Source organism: Spirosoma flavum (assembly GCF_042686045.1).
In the GTDB taxonomy this organism is placed as follows: Bacteria; Bacteroidota; Bacteroidia; order Cytophagales; family Spirosomataceae; genus Spirosoma; species Spirosoma flavum.
Window position 1 is genome coordinate 459,302 of the sequence record NZ_JBHUOM010000001.1, and the last position, 20,323, is coordinate 479,624.

The 20,323-nt window shown below is 47.0% G+C and carries 19 protein-coding genes; 10 read left to right on the forward strand and 9 right to left on the reverse strand.

Annotation, left to right across the window (positions count from 1 at the left end):
• Nucleotides 1–67 precede the first annotated feature (67 nt).
• Entirely contained in the window at nt 68–901 is an 834-nt protein-coding gene (locus ACFS25_RS01800) for a phytanoyl-CoA dioxygenase family protein (protein WP_381496690.1), read from the reverse strand.
• Nucleotides 902–1,038: 137 nt separating this feature from the next.
• Here ACFS25_RS01800 and ACFS25_RS01805 point away from each other — a divergent pair, with 137 nt between their 5' ends.
• From ACFS25_RS01805 to ACFS25_RS01820, 4 genes are all read left to right on the forward strand, one after another.
• Nucleotides 1,039–1,908, forward strand: a complete 870-nt coding sequence (locus ACFS25_RS01805; RefSeq protein WP_381496691.1) for an AraC family transcriptional regulator — start codon at nt 1,039–1,041, stop codon at nt 1,906–1,908.
• A gap of 387 nt (nt 1,909–2,295) precedes the next feature.
• A complete protein-coding gene (locus ACFS25_RS01810; RefSeq protein WP_381497404.1) occupies nt 2,296–3,585 on the forward strand; it encodes a serine hydroxymethyltransferase in 1,290 nt (429 codons plus the stop codon).
• A gap of 88 nt (nt 3,586–3,673) precedes the next feature.
• A complete protein-coding gene (gene tatC / locus ACFS25_RS01815; RefSeq protein WP_381496692.1) occupies nt 3,674–4,534 on the forward strand; it encodes a twin-arginine translocase subunit TatC in 861 nt (286 codons plus the stop codon).
• Between the two features lie 161 nt (nt 4,535–4,695).
• Entirely contained in the window at nt 4,696–4,917 is a 222-nt protein-coding gene (locus ACFS25_RS01820; RefSeq protein ID WP_381496693.1) for a hypothetical protein, read from the forward strand.
• A gap of 5 nt (nt 4,918–4,922) precedes the next feature.
• Here ACFS25_RS01820 and ACFS25_RS01825 read toward each other — a convergent pair whose 3' ends face one another.
• The 8 genes from ACFS25_RS01825 to ACFS25_RS01860 are packed head-to-tail and all read right to left on the reverse strand — an operon-like array spanning nt 4,923 to nt 13,115.
• Nucleotides 4,923–6,275 (reverse strand): DUF58 domain-containing protein, encoded by a 1,353-nt coding sequence (locus ACFS25_RS01825; RefSeq protein WP_381496694.1) that lies wholly within the window; start codon nt 6,273–6,275, stop codon nt 4,923–4,925.
• A complete protein-coding gene (locus ACFS25_RS01830; RefSeq protein ID WP_381496695.1) occupies nt 6,272–7,090 on the reverse strand; it encodes a tetratricopeptide repeat protein in 819 nt (272 codons plus the stop codon). The genes ACFS25_RS01825 and ACFS25_RS01830 overlap by 4 nt, the downstream gene beginning before the upstream one ends.
• On the reverse strand, nt 7,087–8,232 hold the full coding sequence (locus ACFS25_RS01835; RefSeq protein WP_381496696.1) for a hypothetical protein: 1,146 nt from the start codon (nt 8,230–8,232) through the stop codon (nt 7,087–7,089). Before ACFS25_RS01835 ends, ACFS25_RS01830 begins: the two co-directional genes overlap by 4 nt.
• Nucleotides 8,233–8,256: 24 nt before the next feature.
• Entirely contained in the window at nt 8,257–9,231 is a 975-nt protein-coding gene (locus ACFS25_RS01840; RefSeq protein WP_381496697.1) for an AAA family ATPase, read from the reverse strand.
• Between the two features lie 35 nt (nt 9,232–9,266).
• Complete coding sequence (locus ACFS25_RS01845; RefSeq protein ID WP_381496698.1) at nt 9,267–10,451, reverse strand: DUF4350 domain-containing protein; 1,185 nt, start codon at nt 10,449–10,451, stop codon at nt 9,267–9,269.
• Nucleotides 10,452–10,481: 30 nt separating this feature from the next.
• A complete protein-coding gene (locus tag ACFS25_RS01850; RefSeq protein WP_381496699.1) occupies nt 10,482–11,285 on the reverse strand; it encodes a DUF4129 domain-containing protein in 804 nt (267 codons plus the stop codon).
• Nucleotides 11,269–12,159, reverse strand: coding sequence for a hypothetical protein (locus ACFS25_RS01855; RefSeq protein WP_381496700.1), 891 nt, complete (start codon nt 12,157–12,159; stop codon nt 11,269–11,271). Before ACFS25_RS01855 ends, ACFS25_RS01850 begins: the two co-directional genes overlap by 17 nt.
• The gene (locus ACFS25_RS01860) at nt 12,156–13,115 is read right to left on the reverse strand and encodes a stage II sporulation protein M (protein ID WP_381496701.1); all 960 of its coding nucleotides are present in this window, start codon (nt 13,113–13,115) and stop codon (nt 12,156–12,158) included. The genes ACFS25_RS01855 and ACFS25_RS01860 overlap by 4 nt, the downstream gene beginning before the upstream one ends.
• Before the next feature lie 169 nt (nt 13,116–13,284).
• Here ACFS25_RS01860 and ACFS25_RS01865 point away from each other — a divergent pair, with 169 nt between their 5' ends.
• The 6 genes from ACFS25_RS01865 (at nt 13,285) to ACFS25_RS01890 (ending at nt 20,308) form a co-directional block, all read left to right on the forward strand.
• Entirely contained in the window at nt 13,285–13,980 is a 696-nt protein-coding gene (locus ACFS25_RS01865; RefSeq protein WP_381496702.1) for an RDD family protein, read from the forward strand.
• A gap of 60 nt (nt 13,981–14,040) precedes the next feature.
• Complete coding sequence (locus ACFS25_RS01870) at nt 14,041–15,243, forward strand: M20 metallopeptidase family protein (RefSeq protein ID WP_381496703.1); 1,203 nt, start codon at nt 14,041–14,043, stop codon at nt 15,241–15,243.
• 385 nt (nt 15,244–15,628) lie between these two features.
• The gene (locus ACFS25_RS01875) at nt 15,629–16,267 is read left to right on the forward strand and encodes a gluconate 2-dehydrogenase subunit 3 family protein (RefSeq protein ID WP_381496704.1); all 639 of its coding nucleotides are present in this window, start codon (nt 15,629–15,631) and stop codon (nt 16,265–16,267) included.
• 100 nt (nt 16,268–16,367) lie between these two features.
• The gene (locus ACFS25_RS01880) at nt 16,368–18,086 is read left to right on the forward strand and encodes a GMC oxidoreductase (protein WP_381496705.1); all 1,719 of its coding nucleotides are present in this window, start codon (nt 16,368–16,370) and stop codon (nt 18,084–18,086) included.
• Between the two features lie 183 nt (nt 18,087–18,269).
• On the forward strand, nt 18,270–18,797 hold the full coding sequence (locus tag ACFS25_RS01885; RefSeq protein ID WP_381496706.1) for a hypothetical protein: 528 nt from the start codon (nt 18,270–18,272) through the stop codon (nt 18,795–18,797).
• 50 nt (nt 18,798–18,847) lie between these two features.
• Complete coding sequence (locus tag ACFS25_RS01890; RefSeq protein WP_381496707.1) at nt 18,848–20,308, forward strand: ATP-binding cassette domain-containing protein; 1,461 nt, start codon at nt 18,848–18,850, stop codon at nt 20,306–20,308.
• Nucleotides 20,309–20,323: the final 15 nt, after the last annotated feature.

Genomic DNA, 20,323 nt, shown 5'->3' on the forward strand with positions numbered 1-20,323 from the left:
ACCCTAACTAAACGAGAAAACCCCAGCGTTGGCCGGGGTTTTCTGGACAAAAGGCAGGAATAGCCGATCAATAGCTAAATAATACTGGATTCAGGTCGTCTTGTGGGCTGCTGCCAATGGGTGCATTGTTGAGCCATTTCGCATGGTCGGCCACTTGAAATTTATTACGCGGTTGTGTAATAATCTGGTCTTTGTCCATGTAAATCATCGTCATAACCTTTCTGGGATGGTTTGATGCATTTGGTCCTGCCCGGTGAAACGTCCAGCCCGCATGGTAGCTCACTTCGCCAAGGTCGAACGGTGTATCATGAACGTTGAAATTTTGCCTTTGCAACTCGTCGGCCAGGATTTTTTCACTCGTGTCGCTAATTTCAACATCGCGGCCAATTTCAACATGCTGGCTTCCTTCTGCAAAAGCCAGCGGACCCATTGCCATTGGTGTTTCCTGCAAAGGAATCCAGACGGTAACTGTATTGGGTGATGCCAGTGGCCAGTAGAATTGGTCGGCATGCCAAGGCGTAATACCGCCTGATGGTTCTTTATACAAAGCCTGATCATGATAGATCCGAACGCCCTGAACGCCCATTAAATCGGTGGCAATTTTGGCGAGTCGTTTCGAGAAAACAAAGGCTTTCGCTTCCTCATCTTCGCGCCATAGATTCATAATTTGCAGGAAAGCCCGCTCGTAGGTTGTACGCTCTTCCATCGGTTTTATGAGCGTATTAAGCCGAAAAACTAAGTCCGTGATAATACTGCCATAGTAGTCCAAGACGGTTGGACTCAATACATCTTTGAGTTTAACGTATCCTTTCTCCCGATAAAACGCAATTGCTTCTGGACTAACGGTGTAGTCAGAATCCAGTTCATTTAATAGCGTTTCTTTGTCTATTGTAGCTTCCATTGGCTGGTAGTTTAAGAATATGAAGCAAAAGTAGCTGGGCGTTCGTAAGACTAAAAGCAGATATTTTGCTGATTTGTATTTAATTTTGATGACTTTACCTTTACTGTTTAAGAAAACAGGTTAAAATAGACCATTTTGTGAAAGCTCTTTTCGAGAAAGTAATGTTCAGTGAGCAGAGTTCGCTGCTGGTTCGTCGATTTCAGTTGCCCTACTTCGACGCACCCTGGCATTATCATCCAGAGTATGAACTGACTTACATTGCCAAGAGTCATGGCCGTCGTTTTGTTGGCGATCACGTTGAGTCATTTCGAGCGGGTGACTTGGTATTGCTGGGTCCTGACTTACCACATTTTTGGCGGAACGACGAAGAGTTTTACCAGGGCAGTTCAGAGGAGCAGGCCGAATCGGTGGTGGTGCAGTTTCCGGCTACGTTTACTGAGCGAGGGCTGGCCGCTGTACCAGAGGCTGACGCTATACGCCAACTGCTCGAACGCGCTCGGTTTGGTCTGCGCTTTGGTACGTCAATGAGCCAATCGGTAGCGATGATGATGGAACAACTACCTCTACAGACGGGCTTAACTCAATTGATGGGTTTATTGACTATTTTGAACCAGTTGGCTACTGACCAGGATGATTGCTTATTGGCTAGCGATAGCTATCAACTTGCTCCGGGAGCAGCTGATACTGAGCGGATGAAGCGAGTTTTAGAGTTTGTCCTGGCGAATTTTCGGACTGAAATCCGGGTAGAGCAGATAGCATCTGTGGCCGGTATGGCTCCGGCGGCATTCTGTCGGTATTTTAAAAATCGCACCCGAAAAACGTTTGTAGAATACCTTAATGAGTTGCGCATTGGTCACGCCCGTAAACTGCTTATAAACATCGACTTAAGTATTGGGCAGGTGGGGCTGGAATGTGGTTATAATAATAGCTCACATTTCCACCAACAGTTTAAGTTACATGTGGGCATGACTCCTCTTAAGTATCAGACAATAGCGAAAGGAAAATGATAATTACACCGAGCTGATGCCTTGTGCTTTACCGGCCATCAATTTCACCTGATTTGTCTTCTCTTTGTTCGGATAATTGCCAGTGACTTGACTTTCTCATGATATATACCTGTTTAGTGCTGACATGTAGCAGGAACGAAAGGAATTGCCAACGCCATTGATAGTTTTTTGGTAGGATGAAGTTTTATTCGATGGTTTGGATAGTGTTCGTATAGGCTCAAAAATAAATAAATATTGTCCGCATTTCATCTTACTATATCACAGTCAAAATCTTCCAAATCCTACCATTTTCTGCCGTACCTTTGCTGTATAATGAGTTGGTTGTTTGCCGGTTCTCAGAAGTAACCGCCAATGACCAGAATAACTGAATACAAAAACGCTCGTAGCATGACGACCGCCACTACCACCCGCGATACGCAGGTATTTGACCTGATTGCCAAAGAACAACACCGGCAGGAGTCGGGGATTGAACTAATAGCTTCCGAAAATTTCGTGTCGCCTGCCGTTATGGAAGCGGCTGGCAGTGTTTTGACCAACAAATATGCTGAGGGCTTACCCGGTAAACGGTACTATGGCGGATGCGAGGTCGTAGATCAGGTTGAGCAAATCGCCATCGACCGGGCTAAAGAACTCTTTGGCGCTACCTGGGTCAATGTGCAGCCGCATTCCGGTGCCAATGCAAATACAGCTGTGTTCGTAGCTTGTCTACACCCCGGCGATACAATTTTGGGTTTTGATCTCTCTCACGGAGGTCACTTGACGCACGGTTCATCGGTAAACATTTCGGGCAAATACTTCCGTCCGACATTTTACGGCGTGGAGCGGGAAACGGGTGTTATCAATTATGATGCTGTTGAGGAAACAGCCAAGCGTGAACGGCCAAAAATGCTTATTTGTGGCGCTTCGGCCTATAGTCGCGATTGGGATTATGCTCGTTTGCGGGCCATTGCCGACGAAGTTGGCGCTTTATTACTTGCTGATATATCTCACCCGGCTGGCCTGATTGCCAAGGGATTGTTAAATGATCCGCTCGATCATGCGCACATTGTTACGACAACGACGCACAAAACGCTGCGTGGTACACGGGGCGGTATAATTATGATGCGGAATGATTTCGAGAATCCATTTGGTATTAAAACTATAAAAGGCGAAACGCGTCTGATGTCGTCGCTACTGGATTCGGGCGTTTTTCCGGGTACACAGGGTGGTCCGTTGGAGCACATCATTGCGGCAAAAGCAATTGGATTCGGTGAAGCGTTGAGCGACGAATTCTATGAGTATGCCGTGCAGGTGAAAGCTAATGCACAGGCGATGGCGAGCGCATTTCTAGGCTTGGGCTACAAAATTATTTCGGGTGGTACAGACAATCACTTGATGTTGATTGATCTACGCTCGAAAGGCTTGACGGGTAAACTGGCTGAAAACACGCTTATTAAAGCTGATATCACGATCAACAAAAATATGGTTCCGTTCGATGATAAATCGCCTATGGTAACGTCGGGGATGCGTATTGGAACGGCAGCTATGACTACACGCGGGTTGAAAGAATCGGATATGGAGCAAGTTGTCGTATATATAGACAAGGTGTTGATGAATCACGACGATGACGCAACGCTGGCGACCGTTAAAGAAGAAATTAATGAGTGGATGAAAGCATTTCCGCTCTATAAAAGTTAACTCATTACTTGTGCGAGAGTGAATTTTATGGGTTCGCCATAGTCATTCACTTTTTCATTCTTTTGCCGATCTTTCACTTATTATAACAATGCCATTAGATCAACTGACTGACGAAGAAGAGGTAGTGTCCGAAGGCAAGGAAATGTCTTTTCTGGACCATCTGGAAGAACTCCGCTGGCACATTATCCGTGCGGTCGGTTCTATTTTCTTGTTTGCCATCATTGCCTTTGTTTACATTGATGATATTTTTAGAGTCGTTGTTATGGGCCCCAAAAACCCTAACTTCTGGACGTATCGAATGATGTGTAAACTGGCAGATGCGACGGGCTATGCAGATTTGTGCGTAAAGAAACTCAATTTCGAGTTGCAGTCTCTGGGCGTGTCGGATCAGTTCACAATGGCTATGACATCGTCGGCTATTATTGGACTCTGTTTTGCCTTCCCATATGCTTTCTGGGAAGTGTGGCGGTTTATTAAACCTGGTCTGCGATCAGTCGAGAAAAATGCGGCTCGCGGAGCTGTGTTCTTTGTCTCGTTGCTCTTTCTTATTGGCCTGTTATTCGGGTATTTCATTGTCTCGCCACTAGCCATCAATTTCCTGGCTAACTTTCAGATTACACCCGAAATCAAAAACCAATTCGATATTACATCGTATATCGGTATTCTGGTAACACTCTCGCTGGGATGCGCGCTGATATTTCAGATGCCGATGGTTGCCTATGTACTGTCGAAAGTGGGTGTTTTAACCCCGAAATTTATGCGGGAATATCGCAAACACGCTTGGATTATAATTCTGGTTGTGGCTGGTGTTATCACACCATCGCCGGATATTTACAGTCAGGTACTGGTAGCGTTGCCACTTACATTATTATACGAAGTGAGCATTCTAGTGTCGGCACGAATAGAACGGACTCGATTGAAGGAGCGTAAAGAACTGATGGAATCGTAATAGCACAAAAAATTAATGCAAGGCCCATTCATAAAGGATGGGCTTTTTGCTTTGTAAGTGGTTCGTGTATCTTTACTAGAAAGCGAATGGACTTAGCAAAGACACGGCTGAATAATAGAGTGTATCGTAACGTTAATCTACCTGAAGAATAGCCATTAGACATGACACAGTACGATTTTCGAAAATACCATTACCGATCCATCAACGCGGCTACTAATGCTGAGCGGGCTGCTATCAATCAGGAGTTAAAAGATATATATGCATCCCTGTCTGATGCTGAAAAAGATGAATTTAACAGTCAGCTACAAACGTTTCTGGCGAAGGAAGCCGGGCGGCTAAAATCTGATTATGAGTCGGTTAAAGGGGGCTTGGGTAAGAATTAAAATTCTTAAATCATCCCCCGCGCTTTCATTTCCAAGTATTTATTCACTGTATTGGCTGTCAGGTTTTGCGGAGCCGTCAGAATGGTTTGAATGCCAAATTGCGCCAACTCTTTCACAATCTGTCTTTTCTCAAACGTGAATTTCTCGCCAATTGTCTTGAGGTAAATCTGCTCGGTATCGGCTGCCGGTTGCTCAAGCAGGTTACGGAGTTCGGTATTCTCGAAGAAGATTACTAGCAGTAAATGGTCTTTAGCCAATCGACGCAGGTACGGCAACTGCCGTTGCATAGCACTCACGGTCTCGAAGTTAGTGAACAACAGCAATAAACTCCGCTGGCGGATGTGCGTCCGAACGCTGGCATAAAGACTCTCGTAGTTCGTTTCCAGAAATCGCGTTTTCTGTCGGTAAAGCAATTCTAAAATTCTGAGCATGTGCCCCGTACGACGGTCGGCGGGGAGAAGCTGGCCAATATGATCGGAGAAAGTCAGAATACCGGCTCGGTCCTGTTTCATAAGCGCAATATTGCTCAGTACCAAACTGGCGTTAATGGCATAATCGAGTAGTGTAAGCCCGTCAAACGGTGACTGCATTACGCGGCCCTTATCGATCAGGCAGTAAACGGGTTGCGAGCGTTCGTCCTGATACGCATTAATCATTAATGCTGCACCCTGCGAATCACTTCGGCGGGAAGTGGCTTTCCAATTGATCGTTCGAACGTCGTCGCCGGTGGCATACGGGCGAACCTGCTCAAATTCCATACTGTGCCCAATGCGCCGAATACGCTTCACACCAACTTCGGTCAGGCGGTTGGTAGCCGCTAGAAGTTCATACTGCCGCATCTGCAAAAAAGAGGGATAGACGGCCACCATCTTGCCCTGTTCAACTTGATACCGTCGTTTTAGCAAACCCAGTGGTGACAACGCAAAAACGTTGACGGCTCCAAAACTGTATTCACCCCGACGAGTGGGCCGGAGTTCGTAGCGAATAGCCCGTGTCTCCCGCGGATTCAGGCGCGCGCGGAACAGCACATCGCGCCGTTGAAACTGGAACGGAATCTCGTCGATTACTTCCACATCGGTCCGAAATGAGTACCGATTTTCGAGGTAAATTGTGATCGGATTTTCATCACCATTTGATAAACGATCAGGTACTTCACGTCGGGTGAAAATGCCATTCCCGGCTTTGGTTCGAAACAGGAGCCAACTATCCAGCCCAATTAGAATGATAAATACAACAAAGGCAACCTGCACCAATGGGAACAGAATTGGGAAAGCGTAGGCTGTAATGAACAGCAACACAAACACTGTAAGGATAAACCACAGGCGGGTGGCTACGAAAAGAGAACGAAAAAATGTCAACGGGTTTGGTTTTTTAAATGGGTTAGAGCCTCATCAATCTCTTCTTCGTAAACAGGATTAAATTCATCTTCCTGGTAATCAGCCGTACGTTCGGCTCGTAAAGACTTAAAAAAAAACGAAGCATCTTCGAAAGCAGTGCGGGCTTCAGTCGTCCGGTTCAGTTGCAGGAGTGCGCGGCCTCGATGGTAGGCTATGAGCGCACTACGAGTAAAATTTTTAGCGGCTTTGTTCAGATCATCTACCGCTTTTTCTGACTGCTGTGTAGCAATATAACTTACCGCCCGGCTGACAAAGTGCTTGTAATTAACCCATTCCGGCCCGTGTTTCCTGGAAAGAGAATCTATAGCAATTGAAAACTGCTCAATCGCCTTGGTGTGATTGCCAATACTTCGATACGTTAAACCACGTAGATAACTGATTGGGTTGTTACTAATCATGTCATCGAAATTAGGCGTCAGCGCGTCATAGGTATCTAAATGACGAAGAGCACGGGGATAATCCTGTAGTTTTGATAGATAAATTTCACCGATGATGCCATGTTCTCTGGGATAGTTATCGCCCGTTTTTTCCAACCACAGCGCAGCTTCTTCATAATTACCTTGCCAGAGATACGTAAAGGCTCGATGGCGATAACTCTGAGCGCTGGCCGACATCGTATCTAGTCGAATGTTCTCTCGCCTAATCCCAAAAAAAGGCATAGGCTGAGGTGCTCTGTTATTCGCCAGCATTGACGCACAAGCCTTTAGAATGCGTTCACCATCTTGCGCCTGCACCGCAATGGGTAGTAGAAGGCTTAAGAAGAAAAGGCGCTTCATGGCAGAATGTCGGTTAAGAGTCCGTCTTTAAGCCGGAACGTAAGTGAAACGGAGACATCCTGTAGACGAGCATCTGTCTTTTCAGGCATACGAAGCGATGGGTCAGCAGCTACATAGTCCCGGCATATTGTCTGCAATTGGTCGGTAATTCGGCAGTCGAAGATTTTCGGGCAATAATCCTCGCCAAAACCATGTAAGTCAACCAATCCCTGTTCGCCTTCACAGTTAACCACAAACTGAATCCGAATTAACCCCGACTGCCCTGACTGACTAACTGGTTGATACTGTTTCCTGAATAATTGGTTAATGTCGTAACGCCTGGGCGAATGGCTAAGGGGCACTTCATGCCATATTGGTTGGAAACAGTTATCACAAGTCTGAAAATCAGTAGGTTGGTGCAAATCGTCAGGCGATAAATCTCTAACCAACCGAAACGTCTCAGACGCTACCCGGCAACCGTTCCAGCCGATAGCCTGCATTAATTTTGATGATACAGTGCTAATCTGCCACAACGGTTTGTACCCACCGTTGTGATTGTACTGGTTACCTCGAATAATCAGAAATACCGATTGGCCAAACTGCGCCAACTGCCAGAAGTGAGCCGTACGCTGGTTTGTTATCGTATTTTCCAGCCTCACTTGACCATTGGTGTAAAGATAAATCGTCAGGTTGTCTGATTGCCAGACATGTCCGCTTAGTTGCTGATAAGCGCTTGCTGAGTCAATCGATATGTCGGTAAATCGGCGAAAAACCATCGGGTAGTTTGTCCCAATTCGGAGTAGGTTATCCTTTACGCTAAGGAGCCGGGAAGCGTAATGAATCGTGTCCAAACGGACGTTCTCACCAGTGACGGACCAGGTTGACTTCAGTTCACTGGTTGAGCCATCGACCAGGCCAAGATGATAGATACTGTCGGCATCTAATTGGATATAGGTTGGTAATGGACATACTAAATCCGTACTCAATTCTGAGTGAACGCCAATCCATGTGCCTATCAACTGCTCACGCGGTGGTGTCTGCCCCTGAGCGAATGAACAACGAATAAGGAGGAGTGTAAAAGACAAATAGAGCAGCCATAGTCGCTCCACGCTATGCCATTGGGCAAAGCGGCAGTCGGCTATTTCTGGCTCTTGACAGATCATTATTTTACACTAGTTACTAGTCATCTATCGTGGTACCTCAATCTTCTGCACTAACTGCGCAACAACTTCGTCAGCCGTACCACCTTCCATCTCGCGTTCGGGTGTGAGCAATACCCGGTGGCGTAATACGGGTGCGGCCAGTTCCTGCACATCTTCGGGCGTAATGAAATCGCGGCTTCGGAGGGTAGCAAGAGCTTTCGCACTATTCAACAGTGCTACCGATGCGCGGGGTGACGCGCCTAAGTAGAGCGATTTATTGACGCGGGTGGCCTGCACAATATGAGCGATGTAGTCGAATAACTTGTCTTCTACATGAACCTGATGAACTTGACCACGTAATATCGTTAACTGCTCGGCAGTCAATACGGCGTTAACAGCGTCGAGGGCATCTGTCAAGTTTCGACGTTGATGATGGCCTCTCAGAATATCAACTTCCTCATTTGCAATAGGATAGCCTACGACAATTTTAAACAAAAAACGGTCTAACTGTGCTTCAGGCAAGCGATAGGTTCCTTCCTGTTCAATCGGATTTTGAGTAGCCAACACCATAAACGGCTCATCAAGAAGATAAGTTGTACCGTCGTTTGTCACCTGACGTTCTTCCATTACCTCAAATAGAGCCGCCTGCGTCTTAGCCGGAGCCCGGTTGATTTCATCAATTAAGACAAGGTTGGAAAAAATTGGCCCCTTCCTGAACAAGAAATCGCCGGTTTTTGGCATGAAAACAGAATTTCCCAGTACGTCGGATGGCATTAGGTCGGGAGTAAACTGAATCCGACTAAACCCCACCGACATTGTTTTAGCAAGCAATTTGGCAGTCAGTGTTTTGGCTACGCCCGGCACACCTTCAATCAGTACATGACCATCGGCGAGCAAAGCCGTCAGCAATAAATCAACCGTCTGGTGTTGCCCAACAATGACTTTACCTACTTCGGCACGGATGGCGTCAACAGCGGTTGTGAGCGACGCAAGGTCTAAGCGAGTTTCGAAATTTTCCATAAAGTATACCTGATCGTGAGGAGCCGCCTGCACGATTAGATGGTTTGTTTAAACTTTTCCATTGCCCGATTCAGTGCCAGCAAATCAATTTCCGACAGCGAGATGCTTTTCTGCGCATTGCGCAGCAGCTGCACTAATTCATCGGTTTCTTCTTTCGATGCGCCACTTTTTCGGGCTAACGTATCGGCAAATTCTTTATCTAATATCGCTGTGTTTAATCCGAATTGTTCGCGGACATCAGCTAAAAAGTACTGAATTTTCTTGCGAGCGAGGTTATCGTGATTGCCCTGTTGAAAATACATTCGCCCAACGGTTTTTACGAAGTCCAGCGAGGTGTTTTTGGGGGGGGCTACAATGGGAATGATGCGTTGGGTTCGCTTTCCGGCAAAGATTGTATAGAAAAGCAGGCCAAACGCCACTAAATAATACGCCCAGTTAAGGGCTGGCTGCGAACGAATATACCGGAAAATAGACTGCTGGTCCTCATCGAACCGGCCCTGCTTCTGAAATTCATCCCAGTAGGTTGGCAGAGCGGGTAGATAGGAGAGGGCTTTAAACGCATAATCTGACGTTTTCTGGTCCAGTACATAGTAGTTGGTGAAGGCCAGCGGCAGATTATGAATAAAAAACTGCCCTTTACCGTAGTGAACGCGAATGAAAACTGGTTCCTTACGGGCGTTACGGGCTAACACGCTTGTATTCTGGGGCTTTCTGACGGCCAGGAAATTACGGCCATCATCATGAAAGAAGTTGTAGCCGGTCGCTTTTTGCAGAGGTGGATTGGTGAAATTCTGCCGCAACGTCGAATCAGCTTTAGTCGGGTCTTTTACGTCGGCTTTGAAACCAATTACTTTCCCTAGCGAATCAGGCAGGTCGTAAGCGGAAATAAAGGCGTTGTTACCGCGCCGGACGTATGCTAGAAGTTGTTTTAAGTCATTGCCATCGGCTTTAAAACTATGGCAGATGAGTATATAGTTACTGCGAGTTGGCAATTTCGTCTCCGTCAGAAAGTTGTATACGGGCAACCGCACCATCTTAATGGCCGACGGTTGCATCATATCCGGCAATAGCTCAAACAAAGCCTCCGTACCAAACGGAATTTTATCATTATTCTCGTAAGTCGGTCGCCAGTCAATTGGCTTCGGACGGTAATACTCGAAGAGTACGTAGGCCGTTACGGTGGCTAGCAGGATGAGAAGATATTTATTCGGTTTGAGCAAAATTTCTTGTGCCGGGTTGCCCGACGATTCTTAGGTTGTTGGTTGTCGAGCAGCTTTATTGACCTGTTTGAAGGCAGTTTGTAAGGCAGCAAACCGCGTTTCATCTATCGGAAAATCACCATACCAAACGAATTCAAATTGTCGGGTCAAGGCTTCGAAATCGGATTTTAGCGGTGAGTTTGCCAACTCATAAATGTATTGGTGGTTGGTCTTTTCGGGCTTGTAGTTAATACGGCCTGCATCCGTCAGATGTTTGAGTGTTTGCAGGTACAAGAGCCGAACGGCTAGCCGGAAGTTTCGCTGGCTAATGGCCTCATCGATGGCGGTATCGAAATCAATCTCGTTGATGTTTTCTGCCAAATTTTCATAATCCAGTCCCGCCGATTGAGCTTTCTTCGGAAACATAAAACTCAGTACGTCGGCTTTCGTAAGTAGATAAATCACGGCAGCGGCAACGACTGCCAGAATAACGTACTGCCAGATGTTCTGGTAGGCATCGCTAGACAGGAAATAGCCAATTTTACGAACCAACCACACCCAAAACCGCGCTAATGGATTTTCGGGTGGAGGGACATCGTGACCATATTGATAATCGTGATCGGTTTGCAGGTCGTGCAGGTGTTCTTGCTTGGGATAACGGACAACCATCGTTGAGCGATCATCACGAGTGGAGACAGGTTGCGCTAGGCTAGGGAATGCGGTGATGATAAAAAACTGGACTACCCAAATCCACAGCGGAAAACCAGTCAGACTAAAGAAACGTCGTCCGGTATAAAGTTTCCATTGTAACTGATTAAATAATAGTTCTTTATGTAACTCAAAATGTTCCTTCATCCGTTGCGCGGGGTAAAGTTGGTGACGTGCCAATGGAATCGATAGCCGAAATCAGGCCCCGGCCTTCCTGCCGTTCAACTAAATTCGTGTACTGAAAACCGATTGCTGTATACAGTATGACGTTCAGTAATGTCCGGCCAACGATGCTGATGACATTGCCGACCATAAGCCATACAACCGAGACATCGGGAAGCATCTTCATTCCTGTAAGAAAGGCGAGGATGGCCGTTGGCGCGGCAAATATTAACCCTATAATAGCCACGATAAGGCCCATAACTAAAATTAATCCGAAGGTTGACCACCACTTGTCTCGAATTAGCTGGAAACAGCGGGACCAGGTAACGCCGAAATCAGTGCCTTCAAAAGCGGTAACGGCTAAGGACAGTGATAGCACAACGGCGAGATAGACACCGGGAATAAAGAAAAATATGAACCCAACAGTAATAACGATTGAGTTAAGAATTGATATGGTGATGGCTCGTCCCAGCATGGGTTGTACTTCGGTCCAAACGTCAGCCACACTAATGACACCGCTCTTCGTTTTGTCGTACACCTTCATGTGCGCATAGGTAGTCAGGATTACAGCAATGTTGGCCAAAAGGCTGAAAAAAATGGCTATCCAGAACGAGGGTGACACAAATTGGCTCATCAGTTGGAAGGCCGCCATTGGATTACTGGTATCCGTATGGGTAGAACCGCCAGTAAGCTGCAGTAAGTTAGACTGCATGATACCCGTTGCGATGCCCGCAATTAAAGCCACCGGACCTACAATATAGAGCAGAGCTATCCCCAGACTACGCATATTCTGGGTGATGTACTGGAATGTGGCGTTGATTTTGTTGCCGAAATCGCGTTGTTCGAAAAGTTGAATCATAACTGGTTATTGCGATTAAGTGAGATAGGATATAGAATGAAATACCAGATAATAAAAGCGGCAGAGATCAAAATAATACCTCCGCTAACAAGGGGTGATAGGGTTAGCCGTGTAACGAAACTTTCCAGAAATCCCGCCATAATGAAAATCGGTACTAGCCCGATAGCAATTTTTAGTCCCTGTTTAATGCCCCGTTTGAATGAGTCCAACCGCGAGTAAGTTCCCGGAAATAGCAGGCTGTTGCCAACGGTCAGGCCCGCGCAGCCCGCAATTATAATAGCCGATATTTCGAGCGTGCCATGAATCCAGATTTTCAGAATCGAGTCGAGAAGTAGCCCTCGTTCGTGAAAAAAATATTGAAACGCTCCCAGCATCACCCCATTGTAGAACAACATCGCCATGGTCCCGAAGGAGGCAAACAGGCCGAATATAAATGTTCGGAAGGCTACGTAGATATTATTCAGGGTGATCTGGACGAACATTGTCGATTGATCACTACTGTTATATACACCAAGCGGATCGCCTTTCTTGATGTTTTCAAGCGTCATATTTACGTAGCCATCGCCCAAAATGAGCCGGACAAACGTGTTGTCATGAGCTGCCGATACCCAGCCAAGAATGCCAGCCGCCAGAAAAATACCCGCCGATATAGCCAGTAATCGGTGCGACTGCCGAAACAACAAGGGTAACTCATATTGCCAGAAGGTAATAAATCGACTTCGGTCGTCGCGCCGGTTCTGCATCAGGCCCCGGTGCATTTGGGCCGTTAAGCCGTTGAGGTAGCGTGTTACGTTCGAGTCAGGGTAAAATGTTCGGGCATACGACAGGTCATCAGTCAATTCCACAAAATTGGTTACCAATTCGTCGGGGTCCGACTGGGCAGCCGTTGCTTTGGGAGTCTGTTCCATAGCGCGCCATTTGTCGGAGTTACGTTTGATGAAAAGAGCTTCGCGCATATAGTAAGCCGATGATTATCGGTAATGGTCGTAAAGGTTGTTAAATTGACTTAAAAATCTGATTTTAAGAAGGACTTAACTCTCTTTTACGGGAAATATTTTGACCGCACAGCCTTACTTACGACTTTTGACATCGACCGCACAGGCGGCCCCGTTTTGATTTACGTACATGTCGATTGCTATTCGCACTTCTCAAAATGTTTTACTGGAATATGAACCTGCCAGCATCGGCGACCGGATTCTGGCGTCTATGCTTGATTATCTGGTCATTTTCGGCTGGACATTGTTGGTATTCGGCCTGCCCGCCCGACTAGGCATACCGCTAGGTACTTTTTATTCTGTCATCTTGTTATTGCCGGTGGTGTTTTACGATTTAGTATCTGAATGGTTCCTAAATGGCCGTAGTGTGGGCAAAATAGCGCTGGGTATCCGAGTTGTTATGCTTGATGGATCACAGCCGGGTTTGGGGGCTTACCTGCTCCGTTGGCTACTGCGCATTATTGAATCGGTGAGCTTGTTTGGCGGTATTGTGCCGATTGTTACCGTAGCAATTAACGGTAAAGGCCAACGATTGGGTGACATTGCTGCTGGAACTGCCGTCGTTAAATTAAAACCAGCTGTATTACTGGATGATATCTTGATTCGGCCCTTATCCGAAAACTACACCGTGCAATTTCCTGATATACGGTTACTCACAGATCGGGACATGGGGATCGTTCGCCAAATCCTGCGTCAGGGCGATGAAAATATAATCCAGCGCACCACCGATAAAATCAAGCGAGTGACCAGTATTCAGAGTGATTTGCCAAATCGGGCATTTTTGGAAACGGTTATCAGCGATTATCAGTTTATAACGACACAATAACACGGCTGGAAAGCCACAGGTCAATTACTTATAAATGCGGCCTTCCAGCTGCGTTATTCAATGCTAGACTCCATCAAATCACTTGCTCGGCAGTACGCAGCCGACATCGTTCAGACTCGCCGACACCTGCACGCGCATCCCGAACTTTCCTTTCAGGAGCATAATACGGCCCGCTTCGTGGCCGACCAACTAAAAGCCATTGGCATAACTCCGCAGGAAGGAGTAGCCGATACAGGTCTGGTTGCCATTGTTGAAGGCCGTAAAAATAACGGTTCTTCAAGCAGTTCAAAAGTCGTTGCGTTGCGGGCTGATATGGACGCTTTGCCCATCCATGAAGCGAACAATGTATCGTATAAATCCACTGTTGAGGGGGTTATGCACGCGTGTGGGCACGACGCTCACACGGCTAGTCTGCTTGGTGTCGCCCGCATTTTACACGTCCTGGGCGACCAGTTTGAGGGAACGGTAAAGCTAGTGTTTCAACCAGGGGAAGAAAAAGCACCGGGTGGGGCATCACTCATGATCAGGGAAGGCGTTCTGGAGAACCCGACACCAATTAGTATGCTTGGTCAGCACGTAGCTCCGAATATTCCAGTGGGCAAAATCGGCTTCCGCGAAGGCATGTACATGGCCAGCACTGATGAACTCTATCTGACCGTGCGCGGGAAAGGAGGCCACGCGGCTATGCCTGACAACCTCGTTGATCCTGTCCTGATTGCGTCACATATTATTGTTGCATTGCAGCAGATCATCAGCCGAAACTGTCCTCCGGCTAGTCCGTCGGTGTTATCATTCGGGCGGTTTATCGCCGATGGTGTCACGAACGTCATTCCAAACGAAGTTACGATTCAAGGCACATTCCGGTGCATGAACGAAGAATGGCGCGAAGAGGGCAAACGGCGCATGGTCAAACTGGCCGAAGGCATTGCCGAAGCTATGGGCGGTTCGTGTGAATTTACCGTTGTTCACGGGTATCCTTTCCTCAAAAATCATCCCGAATTAACCCGTCGCGTGCGGGCGCAGGCCGTTGACTACATGGGTGCCGAAAACGTCGTTGACCTCGATTTGTGGATGGCGGGAGAAGATTTTGCCTTCTATTCGCAGGTGGTTGATTCATGTTTCTACCGGCTCGGAACCCGCAACGAAGCGCGGGGAATTATCTCCGGTGTTCACACGCCAACGTTCGACATCGACGAAGCGGCTCTGGAAACGGGCGCGGGCCTGATGAGCTGGCTGGCCGTGCAGGAATTAGGGATTATGTGAGTTGCGTATTTCAAAGAAAAAACCAGGCCCTGATTAATTGTTATTAGTCAGGGCCTGGTTTTTGGAGGAGCAAAAGTACTACAGTACTTAGTGGGTAAATCAAGTGGCAAATTCGCGGCTAATGCCGCCGTGGAAAGCCAATTGTTGCTATCGCGTACCGAATACGCTCATGCGTAGGTGCTTCATCTATTCGGCTCATCCATTGAGGTCTGCAACTTCTGGTTCAATTGTAGACCTCGCTGATTTTAAGCGCATAATTAGCAACCTTCTAAATAAAGTTATTCCCTAAAACTGTATCCCCAAATTGCACAATCCATTCCCCGATTGTTATACATTTGTACTTGCTTACATCGTTCTATTTGAAAGTATAATTCGCTCTACGAACATGAACAGAAGAGACGCCCTTATGCGGGTGGCCGCGCTGGCTGGCGCAACAATGTCGCTGCCCGTTTTGGCCGATACGCTCGAAGCCTCGGCTGCCCGACGTGCCCTGACAGGCAAGCCGCTTTTCTTGACGGCCGATCAGGATGCAACCGTTGCTGAACTGGCCGATACCATTATTCCAACAACGAACACCCCCGGCGCTAAAGCCGCCAAGGTGAATGAGGTAATCGATATCATCCTGAAAGACTGTTACAAACCAGACGATCAGCAACGTTTTCTGGATGGCCTGACACAAACCAACAAATTGAGTCAGGAGGCATATGGTAAAGCCTTTGTACAACTCGATCCAACTCAACGAATTGAGATCGTAAAAAAATTGCAAGCCGATGCCAAGCAGCAACTGGCACAGATGAATCCGGGTAAGGGTGCGACAAAAGTGGAAAATGCTCAGGCTGATTTACAAATGCCCGACGCTAAGAAACGGTACACGCCTTTCTTCACAATTTTGAAAGATTTAACCTTGACTGGCTATTTTACATCCGAAATAGGCTGCACACAGGCCCTCGAGTATGTAGCTGTTCCTGGTCGTTATGATGGTTGTGTTCCTCTCAAACCCGGCCAGAAGGCATGGGCTATTTAAGTTATAAAGTGTTAGGTTATAAACGTGTATTTATAGCGCTGGAAGCTATTTATCTACTTTATTAATCTGCTGCTTTAAAACTCTATAACTCTTTAGAAAAATGAATCTTAATATCGACGCAAAAAAGGATATGACCTACGACGCTATTGTTGTTGGATCAGGTATTTCTGGCGGCTGGGCCGCTAAAGAATTAACGCAGAAAGGGTTAAAGGTGCTGATGTTGGAGCGAGGTCGTGATGTGAAACACATTGAAGGCTACCCAACAGCAACCAATAATCCGTGGGATTTTCCGCATCGGGGCCGTATCACCACAATGGCGGCTGAAGAATATTGGGCCAATATGCGCACTGGCTACACGGCTAACGAGGAATGGCGGCACTTCTTTGAAAACGATAAAGAACACCCCTATCTCGAAAAACGAAAGGTAGACTGGATTCGGGGTTACCACGTGGGCGGACGGTCGCTGATGTGGGGACGGCAAAGCTATCGCTTGAATAAAGAGGATTTCATGGCAAATGGTAAGGAAGGCATTGGTGTTGACTGGCCGATTCGCTATGAAGACCTTAAAGATTGGTACACATATGTAGAAGGATTCGCTGGAATATCTGGCAGTAAAGATGGTCTGGACGTTCTGCCGGATGGCAATTATATGCCTCCAATGCAGATGAACTGCCTTGAGAAAGAAGCGAAGAAACGAATCGAAAAGGCATTTCCGGCTCGTACCGTCACAATGGGCCGGACAGCCCACTTGACTGCGCCGAAGCAAATACACTATGATCTCGGGCGGGCGGCCTGCCAGTTCCGTAACCAGTGTATGCGCGGTTGTCCTTATGGTGCCTATTTCAGCACGCAATCAGCGACATTGCCAGCCGCTGTAAAAACGGGAAAGCTAACTCTGCTGCCTGACGCGATTGTGTCGGAAGTGCTCTTCGACGAGAAGAAAAGCAAAGCGACTGGCGTTCGGATTATTAACCAAAATACCAAAGAAGTTCGCGAATACTACGCCCGGATTATTTTCCTGAACGCATCAGCTTTTGGCAGTACATCTATCTTGATGAACTCGAAGTCGCACCGTTTCCCAAACGGGATGGGAAATGATTCTGATCAACTTGGCCGTAACATCATGGACCATCACCTGGCTGTTGGTGCTGCCGGTACATTTGATGGTATGGAAGATCAATATTATTACGGTCGACGTGCAAATGGCGTTTATGTGCCTCGTTATCGGAACTGGGGTGGTGATAAACGCGATTATGTTCGTGGCTTTGGCTATCAGGGTGGAGCCGGTCGTGGTGGCTGGAACAGTGGCAACGGTAAGGAAGGTTTTGGCGCAGATTTCAAAGAAAGTCTGACAACACCTGGCCCATGGACAATGAGCCTCGGCGGTTTTGGCGAAATGATTGCCAACCCGAATAACCGCATGACACTCTCGCCCGACCAGAAAGATAGCTGGGGCTTGCCACTAATCGAGTTCGACGCAGCCTACGGCGAAAATGAGAAGAAAATGCGTATCGATATGATGAACGATGCCGCCGAGATGCTTGAAGCCGCTGGTCTTAAAAACGTGACAGCCTATAATGATGAGTCGAAACATCCTGGTATCGGAATCCACGAAATGGGAACAGCCCGCATGGGCCGTGATCCTAAAACGTCGGTGCTGAATGCGCACAACCAGCTTCATTCTGTTAAGAATGTCTTTAATACAGATGGTGCCTGCATGACTTCATCTTCATGTGTAAACCCATCTCTTACCTATATGGCTCTAACCGCCCGTGCTGCTGACTTTGCGGTAAAGGAAATGAAGAAAGGTACTTTATAAGAGGTTAGTAAATGAATCTGATCGGGTAGTTAGTATCACTATACTAACTACCCGATTTTTTGTAGAATACGCTGATTTTCTTTGACATATAAAAAAATAGTAACAAAAAATAAACACTTACCCACAAGTTGAGTTATACTATAGATTAAACAGTATTATTAATCAAATAAACAGAACTCGACGATGAAAAAAATAATGATTATGGGGTGGATGCTAGTAGCTGGCATGGCCCTCAACGCTAATGCCCAAACAACGAACACTGGTTCGACGGGTACAGGTACAACCGGCACAACGGGTACCGGAACGACGGGCACAATGGGAACAACCACAAATGGTACCAACACGGGTACAACTTCGGGTACGTACCAAACGCAGCCACCAGTTAATTCGAATCAGGGCACAACAACAGGAACATACTCGAACGGCCAAAGCACTGGTGTTAACACGGGTACGGGTACGTCAACTAATGGTACAATGGGCACCGGTTCGACCACTACTGGTTCAATGAACAACGGTACAACGGGTACTACTGGTACGATGAACAGTGGCACAACGAATTCGGGCACGACTGACCGAATGAATAACGGTTCGACAGGCAACGGTAGCCGACGTACAAGGAGTGGTTCGACGAGTGGTACTGGTACAACGGGCTCAGGTTCGACTACTACGCCCCCCACAACTCCGACGACGACAACGCCACCCAACAAGTAGTAGGAATTAAGAAGCTAAAAGACTAATCGGGGCCATACCTTTGCAAAGGTATGGCCCCGATTTTTATGTCCGAACAAACTCCATTAATCTCTTTACACAAGTTAACTGTTCGGCGTAATGGCCGAATAGTCAGTAGTGATCTCACATTTCAACTAAATCTGGGCGAGTGCTGGTCTGTAATTGGGCCAACGGGTAGTGGTAAAACTACGTTTTTACAAGCCCTAGCGGGCCGATTTCCGGCTTTGCCGGGCACATTATCGCGTCGGGTACCAGCCGAGTTCGTCTCTTTTAAAGAAGAATCCAACCAGTTTTCTTACAACGGTTATTTTTATCAACAGCGGTATCAGGCTACAATGAGCGATAGTGCAGCAGGAAGTGATGCCGGTTATACCGCTATTCCTTCGTTGCGCGATTTTTTGCAGTTGACCAACGACTCTCCAGAATCAACTGCGCTTCTGAAGAGATTAGGGTTGATGCCTTTGTTAAGCCGGTCATTTATCAAACTATCTAACGGCCAAACTCGTAAGGCCCGCATTGGCAAAGCTCTTCTACGGCATCCGTCCGTTTTGCTATTGGATAATCCATTCGTAGGCTTAGATGTAAATTTCCGAATTGAGTTAACAACGTGGTTGGGCGAACTAATGAATCACGGCCTGACGATTGTATTGGTAACTGATGCGGCCGACATTCCAACATTCACTACGCATCTTGCTGTGATGGAAAAAGGACAACTTCGCTGGTCAGGTGCTAAAGAAGAGTACAAGCCAGGGCACCAGAAAAAACCCGTAATCAGGGTGCTACCAGTTTTGCAGACACAGCCCCAACGTGTAAATTTTGAGGAAGTTTTCCGATTACAAAATATCTTAGTTCGCTATGGGGATACTGTCATTCTAAAGGACGTCGATTGGGTAATTCGGGCGGGTGAACGTTGGGCACTATTTGGCCAAAATGGAGCAGGGAAATCGGTGCTGCTCAGTTTACTTTATGGAGACCATCCCCAGGCTTATTCTAATCATGTGAGTGTGTTTGGTTACCGGCGTGGCAAATCGGGCGAAAGTATTTGGGATGTGAAGCGCCGGATTGGGTTTGTTTCGCCAGAACTGCATTTATATTTCCCACAACATTTATCGGTGCGGCAGGTGGCCCTATCTGGCTTGACTGATACGCTTGCCCCACCAAATCGAGTTTCGCCCGAAACCGAAGCTGATTTAGCCGGTTTATTAACTTATTTCGATCTAACCGATACGACGAATCGACCATTCGGAACGTTGTCTGCGGGCGAGCAACGGTTAGTTTTGCTGGTTCGGGCCTTCTTGAAAAATGCGCCCGTGTTGCTATTAGACGAACCATTTCAGGCCATAGACAGGTACCACATTGAACTCGCTCGCCGATTAATCGATAGCTTCATCGGCAAAACAATTTTGTTCGTGACGCACAATCGGAACGAACTTCCGAAAAGCATCGACCAGATTTTCACCCTTGCTGACCGTAACAATAAGTCGTTGGAATAGAACGAATTTTTATCA

Excerpts from the sequence above, each read along its gene's own strand:
- ACFS25_RS01835 (WP_381496696.1), bottom strand. The coding sequence starts at position 8,232 with ATGATCTGTCAAGAGCCAGAAATAGCCGACTGCCGCTTTGCCCAATGG.
- ACFS25_RS01875 (WP_381496704.1), top strand. The coding sequence starts at position 15,629 with ATGAACAGAAGAGACGCCCTTATGCGGGTGGCCGCGCTGGCTGGCGCA.
- ACFS25_RS01865 (WP_381496702.1), top strand. The coding sequence starts at position 13,285 with ATGTCGATTGCTATTCGCACTTCTCAAAATGTTTTACTGGAATATGAA.
- ACFS25_RS01890 (WP_381496707.1), top strand. The coding sequence starts at position 18,848 with ATGGCCCCGATTTTTATGTCCGAACAAACTCCATTAATCTCTTTACAC.
- ACFS25_RS01800 (WP_381496690.1), bottom strand. The coding sequence starts at position 901 with ATGGAAGCTACAATAGACAAAGAAACGCTATTAAATGAACTGGATTCT.
- ACFS25_RS01860 (WP_381496701.1), bottom strand. The coding sequence starts at position 13,115 with ATGCGCGAAGCTCTTTTCATCAAACGTAACTCCGACAAATGGCGCGCT.
- tatC (WP_381496692.1), top strand. The coding sequence starts at position 3,674 with ATGCCATTAGATCAACTGACTGACGAAGAAGAGGTAGTGTCCGAAGGC.
- ACFS25_RS01870 (WP_381496703.1), top strand. The coding sequence starts at position 14,041 with ATGCTAGACTCCATCAAATCACTTGCTCGGCAGTACGCAGCCGACATC.
- ACFS25_RS01840 (WP_381496697.1), bottom strand. The coding sequence starts at position 9,231 with ATGGAAAATTTCGAAACTCGCTTAGACCTTGCGTCGCTCACAACCGCT.
- ACFS25_RS01855 (WP_381496700.1), bottom strand. The coding sequence starts at position 12,159 with ATGATTCAACTTTTCGAACAACGCGATTTCGGCAACAAAATCAACGCC.
- ACFS25_RS01885 (WP_381496706.1), top strand. The coding sequence starts at position 18,270 with ATGAAAAAAATAATGATTATGGGGTGGATGCTAGTAGCTGGCATGGCC.
- ACFS25_RS01880 (WP_381496705.1), top strand. The coding sequence starts at position 16,368 with ATGAATCTTAATATCGACGCAAAAAAGGATATGACCTACGACGCTATT.
- ACFS25_RS01810 (WP_381497404.1), top strand. The coding sequence starts at position 2,296 with ATGACGACCGCCACTACCACCCGCGATACGCAGGTATTTGACCTGATT.
- ACFS25_RS01850 (WP_381496699.1), bottom strand. The coding sequence starts at position 11,285 with ATGAAGGAACATTTTGAGTTACATAAAGAACTATTATTTAATCAGTTA.
- ACFS25_RS01820 (WP_381496693.1), top strand. The coding sequence starts at position 4,696 with ATGACACAGTACGATTTTCGAAAATACCATTACCGATCCATCAACGCG.
- ACFS25_RS01830 (WP_381496695.1), bottom strand. The coding sequence starts at position 7,090 with ATGAAGCGCCTTTTCTTCTTAAGCCTTCTACTACCCATTGCGGTGCAG.